At 66.8% G+C, this 6,000-nt stretch carries 7 protein-coding genes; 6 read left to right on the plus strand and 1 reads right to left on the minus strand.

Annotated features, from left to right (window positions below):
- The first annotated feature begins 378 nt into the window (after positions 1 to 378).
- The 4 genes from DS837_RS29920 to modC are packed head-to-tail and all read left to right on the plus strand — an operon-like array spanning position 379 to position 3,732.
- Entirely contained in the window at positions 379 to 1,170 is a 792-nt protein-coding gene (locus tag DS837_RS29920) for a TOBE domain-containing protein (protein ID WP_149168074.1), read from the plus strand.
- Positions 1,171 to 1,194: 24 nt separating this feature from the next.
- Positions 1,195 to 1,941: a molybdate ABC transporter substrate-binding protein gene (gene modA, locus DS837_RS29925; RefSeq protein WP_149168075.1), complete on the plus strand. Its 747-nt coding sequence runs from the start codon at positions 1,195 to 1,197 to the stop codon at positions 1,939 to 1,941.
- A 34-nt stretch (positions 1,942 to 1,975) separates the two neighbouring features.
- Complete coding sequence (modB, locus tag DS837_RS29930; RefSeq protein WP_149168076.1) at positions 1,976 to 2,644, plus strand: molybdate ABC transporter permease subunit; 669 nt, start codon at positions 1,976 to 1,978, stop codon at positions 2,642 to 2,644.
- Positions 2,641 to 3,732 (plus strand): molybdenum ABC transporter ATP-binding protein, encoded by a 1,092-nt coding sequence (gene modC / locus DS837_RS29935; RefSeq protein WP_149168077.1) that lies wholly within the window; start codon positions 2,641 to 2,643, stop codon positions 3,730 to 3,732. Before modB ends, modC begins: the two co-directional genes overlap by 4 nt.
- 18 nt (positions 3,733 to 3,750) lie before the next feature.
- Here the strand turns inward: modC and DS837_RS29940 are convergent, their stop codons facing one another.
- Entirely contained in the window at positions 3,751 to 4,650 is a 900-nt protein-coding gene (locus tag DS837_RS29940; protein WP_149168078.1) for a DMT family transporter, read from the minus strand.
- 117 nt (positions 4,651 to 4,767) lie between these two features.
- Between DS837_RS29940 and DS837_RS29945 the strand changes: the two genes are divergently transcribed.
- On the plus strand, positions 4,768 to 5,106 hold the full coding sequence (locus DS837_RS29945; RefSeq protein WP_040134734.1) for a hypothetical protein: 339 nt from the start codon (positions 4,768 to 4,770) through the stop codon (positions 5,104 to 5,106).
- 104 nt (positions 5,107 to 5,210) lie between these two features.
- Entirely contained in the window at positions 5,211 to 5,639 is a 429-nt protein-coding gene (locus DS837_RS29950) for a DUF1489 family protein (RefSeq protein WP_149168079.1), read from the plus strand.
- The last annotated feature ends 361 nt before the right edge of the window (positions 5,640 to 6,000 follow it).

Raw genomic sequence — 6,000 nt, forward strand, 5'->3', positions numbered from 1 at the left:
TGCCTATATATTGGCTTCGCCGCATCCGGCCATTCCTTGCCGAAGGGATGGCGTGGACGCCGTGATTCATTGCAGACCTTTGACGGTGTGATGAAGACGGCATCGATAACTTGTTTCTTAAGAACACCACTCTCGATACCATACAAACAAAGAATGCGTCTTCACGCGCCGAGATCGCCTAGAAATTCAGCAAGATGAGCATGCGCTGTGCATGGATTGCTCGGTGCATTTCCTGGATTCTCCCGATTCCCAAATCGGCTTCGCGCGCCCTCTCACCAATATCCTTAAAAATTGCCGGCTTTATCAAAAAGCACTAGTTCACCTGCATCGAGTATGGTTATATAGCTAACATATATAGCGAAGTCGGGGTGTCTGCTCATGTCCGTCCAGCCGCAGGTATCGTTCGCCGGGCCGCACGCGTCGCCGATCGGCGCCGAGCGCATCCGGCTGTTGGAGGCGGTGGGGCGCGAGGGCAGCATTTCCGGCGCGGCGCGGTCGGTCGGCGTCACCTACAAGGCGGCTTGGGACGCCATCGACGCCATGAACAACCTGTTCGGCCGCCCGCTGGTCGAGGCGCAGGCCGGCGGAAAGCGCGGCGGCGGAACCGCTTTGACGCCCGATGGCGTGCGCCTGGTCGCCACGTTCCACCGTCTGCAGAGCGAAATGGTCCGCGCCTTCCAGGTGCTGGAACCGGAACTGAACGGCACCGGCCTGTCTGCGGCCAGCCTGATATGGGGATTTTTCATGCGCACCAGTGCCCGCAATACCCTCCGTGGAACCGTCACCGCCATCACTGACGGGGCGGTGAACGCCGAAGTTACCCTGACCGTCTCGGACCAGACCGCGATTGTCGCGATCATCACCCGCGACAGCGTGCGCGATCTGGGCCTGTTCCCCGGGCGCACGGCGACCGCGCTGATCAAGGCACCCTTCGTGATCCTCGCCCCGGCGGACGAGGCGAAGCGCACCTCGATGCGCAACCGCATCGAAGGCGTGGTGGCCCGCCGCGAGGACGGTGCCGTGAACAGCGAGATCACCCTGGACATCGGCGGCGGCAAGACGCTGACCGCCATCATCACGCTGCGCAGCGCCGACGACATCGGCCTGAAGGCCGGCGACCCGGCCTGCGCGCTGATCGACGCTTCGCACATCATTCTTGCGGTGGATTGACGATAGATCGGAAAGGGTTTTCGAATGACGCGTTTCCTGCTCGCAGCCCTCGGGCTGCTGTCCGTCTCGGCGACGGCCCATGCCGACGAATTCAACGTCGCGGTCGCCGCGAACTTCACCGCCCCGGCGAAGGAGATCGCCACCGCCTTCGAGCGGAAGACCGGCCACAAGGCCGTCCTGAGCTTCGGCGCGACCGGTCAGTTCTACGCCCAGATCAAGCAGGACGCGCCCTTCGTCGTCTTCCTCGCCGCCGACGACGAGACCCCGAAGAAGGCGGTGGAGGAGGGCTTGGCCGTTCCGGATTCCCGCTTCACCTACGCCGTCGGCCGGCTGGTGCTGTGGACCAAGGCCAGCGATACCCCCCTGGGCGAGGACACGCTGCGCAAGGGCGCCTTCGAGAAGCTGTCGATCGCCAACCCGGCGACCGCTCCCTATGGCGCCGCCGCCGTGCAGACGATGAAGAAGATGGGCGTCTACGAGGCGATCCAGCCGAAGATCGTCCAGGGCAACAGCATCGCCCAGGCCTTCCAGTTCGCCGAGACCGGCGCCGCCGAGTTCGCCTTCGTGGCGCTGTCCCAGGTGATCGCCAAGCCGGACGGCACCCGTTGGCCGGTTCCGGAGGCGCTGCACGACCCGATCTTCCAGGATGCCGTCCTGCTGAAGAAGGGCGCCGGCAACGAGGCCGCCACGGCCTTCCTCGCCTTCCTGAAGGGACCGGAGGCCGCGGCGGTGATCTCCAAGTACGGCTACGGCACGAGGGCGCCGAACTGACCATGCCGGCCTCCCTGGTAAGGACCGCCCGCCGATGAGTTGGCAACCGATCATCCTGACCCTGGAACTGGCGGCGCTGACGACGGTCATCCTGCTGATCGTCGGCACCCCCCTGGCTTGGTGGCTGGCGCGGTCCGGAGCCTGGTGGAAGGAGGCGGTGGCCACGGTGGTGGCGCTGCCTTTGGTCCTGCCGCCGACGGTCCTGGGCTTCTACCTGCTGATGCTGCTTGGGCCGAACGGCCCCGGCGGGTGGCTGGCCTCCCTGTGGGGCGCCCGCTCCATGGCCTTCACCTTCGAAGGGCTGGTCATCGGGTCGGTGCTGTACTCCATGCCCTTCGTGGTGCAGCCGATCCGCAACGCCTTCGAGGCGTTCGGCGACCGCCCGCTGGAGGCGGCGGCGACGCTGCGCGCCTCGCCGCTCGACACCTTCTTCACCGTGGCGGTGCCGCTGGCCCGCCGTGGCTTCCTGACCGGCGCCGTGCTGGGCTTCGCCCACACGATGGGCGAGTTCGGCGTCGTCCTGATGATCGGCGGCAACATCCCCGGCCAGACCAAGGTCCTCTCGGTGGCCATCTACGACTACGTCGAGACGCTGCAATGGGACGAGGCCCATCTGCTGGCCGGCGGCATGCTGGTCTTCTCCTTCACGGTGATCCTGACGATGATGCTGCTGGAGAAGCGCATCGGGCGGGGCGGGCGATGAGCCTGTCGGTGCATTTCCACGGGACGCTCGGCCAGTTCGCTTTGGACGTGGCGTTCGAGGCGCCAGGCCGCGGCATCACCGCGCTGTTCGGCCCGTCCGGCTGCGGCAAGACCTCGGTGCTGCGTTGCGCGGCCGGGCTGCAGCGGCTGAACGGGCGCTTCGCCCTGGACGGCGACGTCTGGCAGGAGGGGCGGACCTTCCGGCCCACGCACAAGCGGCCCATCGGCTACGTCTTCCAGGAAGCCAGTCTGTTCCCCCATCTGTCGGTGCGCACCAACCTGCTGTTCGGCCACCGCCGGACGGTGGGGCGCGGCGTGCCGGAGCACATCCACCTGAACGACGTGGTGGACCTGCTGGGGCTGGGGCATCTGCTCGACCGTTCGCCGGCGCATCTGTCCGGCGGTGAGCGCCAGCGGGTCGGCGTGGGTCGCGCGCTGCTCTCGCAACCGCGCCTGCTGCTGATGGACGAGCCCCTGGCGGCGCTCGACCGCTTCAGCAAGGAGGAGATCCTCCCCTATCTGGAGCGGCTGCACGGCGTGTTGTCGGTTCCCGTCCTCTATGTCAGCCACGACATTGCGGAGGTCGAGCGGCTGGCCGACCATCTGGTGCTGCTGCGCCAGGGGCGCGTCGTCGCCGCCGGCCCGATGCAGGAGCTTCAGGCCGATCCCACCCTGCCCATCGCCCGCATGCCCGAAGCCGGAGTGACCCTGCCCGCGGTGGTGGCGGGGCGGGAGGACGCCTACGGCCTGACCCTGCTGCGGCTGGACGGCGGTCACCTGCTCGTTCCGGGCGACCTCGGGCCGCAGGGGACGGCGCGGCGTGCCCGCATCGCCGCGTCCGACGTCAGCCTCGCCCGCAACCCGCCGGAAGGCAGCACCATCCTGAACGCTCTTCCCGCCCGCATCGTCGCGGCGGAGCGCCAGGACGAGGTTCAGATGATGGCCGTCGTGGCTCTGGGCGAGGAGGGCAGGGGCGCGCGCATGCTCGCCCGCGTCACCCGCAAGAGTTGGGACGCCCTCGGGCTGTCGCCGGGCCAGCCGGTCTATGCCCAGATCAAGGGTGTGGCTCTGGTTCAGGAATCGATGTGATTCGGACGGGCGCTGCGCCTATCCCGGCGTGAAGCGCTTGGGCAGGCGCAGCGCCCCCGTTCCCATCGCGATTCCGAACAGAACGCACATCAGCCCCGCCGCGTGGGCGAGCGTGAAGGCCTCGCCCAGGAACAGCACGGCGGCCAGCACGCCCGCCGCCGGAATCAGCCCGGTGAACAACCCGGCCCGGTTGGCCGGCACATGGGCGATCCCGCGCATCCACAGCAACACCGCCAGCAAACCGCCGGTCAGGCCGGACGCCACGAACAGCAGCCAGACCCAGCCAGGCACCGCGACCGGATCGAAGCTGCCCAGCGTCACCAGGGCACCCGGCGCCATCATCGCCGCGGCCAGCACATTCGCCAGACAGGTCAGCGCCAAAGGTGGAATCCGCCCGCCGAGCTGCCGGGCGAAGACCCCGTACAGCCCCTCCGACACCACCGCGCCCAGAACCAGCGCGTTGCCGACGACGGAATCGTCGGGTCCACCGCCGCCCCCGGGGCGCAGATTCAGCGCGACCATGCCAACGACCGCCAAGGCGATGGCCGCGGCGCTGGCAAAGCCGATCCGCTCGCGCAGGATCAGCGCCGCACCCAGCGCCGTCATGGCCGGGATGGTGCTGGTGATGATTCCGGCGGCCACCGCGCTGGTCTCACGAAGCCCATAGAGAAGGAACAGGTTGAACAGCACCATGCCGAACAGGGAGAGCAGGGTGAGGCTCGTCCAGTCCCGGCCGTTGCGCGGCAGCGCCGCTGAACCACCCCTGAGGGCGAATGGTGCCAACAGCACCGCGACCAGCGCGAAACGTATTTCCGCAGCCACAAGGGGCGGGATATGGGATACGATCACCTTGGAAGCCGGAACGGACAGGCCGACCAGGGTCATCGACAGGGCGAGATTGAGGTAAGCGGCGCGCATGGGCCGCATTCTATGGGCGCCGGCGCCGTCTTACGGAAGCGGCATTTTCACGCAATGAATTTGCAAAGAATGCGTGCCATTCTTCGTGCCAAGGTCGCGGTACACAAGGGGCGGGGTATGTCGGAGCCGATCCTCGGGATCACCAATTGGATGCATCTGTTCCGCTGGATCGTGAAGCTGATCCGTGACGAATACGGTGTGGATGAAAAGGTCCTGACCCGCAACGCCGTGCTGGACGGCGGAATCGGCCTCACCGCCGAGCAGCTCGAACAGGTCCTGGACCACATCGCCGAGACCTTCGAGCTGACCTTCCCCGAGAACACCCTGAACGAAACCGTGCGGTTGGAAGACCTCTGCACGCTGACCGCCTGGATGCGCGGCCTCTTCAAGAAGCCGGACTTCGTCACTCCGCCGTTCGAGGAGCGCTGCCGCTCCCTCAACAACGTGCCGGCCTGACCCGCGCGGTTGGTTCCCCAGGGCGCATGGCTGGAAACGCCGCCGCTGATTCCCATCTGCGGCAGCGAACCCGTCCCGCCAATCTTTTTTCTTCTGAGCATCCCATGCCGTTGCATCTCATCAAGCTGGCCGTCGGGATCGACGACCTCGATCATCTGGCCGCAGTGCAGGCGCGCCGTGCGCAGACCGTCGAGGGGCGGACGACGATTCCCGTCTTCACGCGCCGCGTGCCGAAGCGCGGGGAGGAAATCCTCGCCGGCGGTTCGATCTATTGGGTGGTCCGCGGCTCCGTCGTCGCCCGCCAGCGGGTGATCGCCATCGACACCACCGTGGACGAGGAAGGGGAGAGCTGCTGCATTCTTGGAATGGACCCGCAGCTCGTCGCCACCGTGCCGACGCCCCACCGCCCATTCCAGGGATGGCGCTATCTCAATCCGGAAACGGCGCCCAGGGACCTGTCCGAAGCGGGAGGCAAGGGCGACGAATTGCCCGCCCATCTGGCCGCCGAACTGCGGTCTCTTGGCCTGTTGTAGTCGGTTCGCCCGGCTGCGGCCCGCCAACCCATTGATTCTTAACGACCCGACAGAATTTTCATCACTCTGTCAAAAAAGCGCTTGCGTGTTTGTGGGGGAGGCGCCTATAACCCCCTCCACCGACGCGGTGGCCGCCAACGAGGCGCCGACGGGTCGGAAAACAGAGACATTCTGGCCCTGGCGGTCCGCTCCTCGAAGGGGATGGGCGCGGGGTGTTGCGGTTCTCCTGAGAGCCGCGGGATCTTGGATATCGTTGATACCGTGTTGTGAGAAGGGATGCGCAGGCGGCGGTTTTGGCCGTTGGCCGCGGACCGGTTCCGGAGAGGGACTGGCATCGCGGGTCGCTTGAGCATCTCGGTCA

It is taken from the genome of Azospirillum brasilense (assembly GCF_008365405.1).
GTDB lineage: Bacteria > Pseudomonadota > Alphaproteobacteria > Azospirillales > Azospirillaceae > Azospirillum > Azospirillum brasilense_D.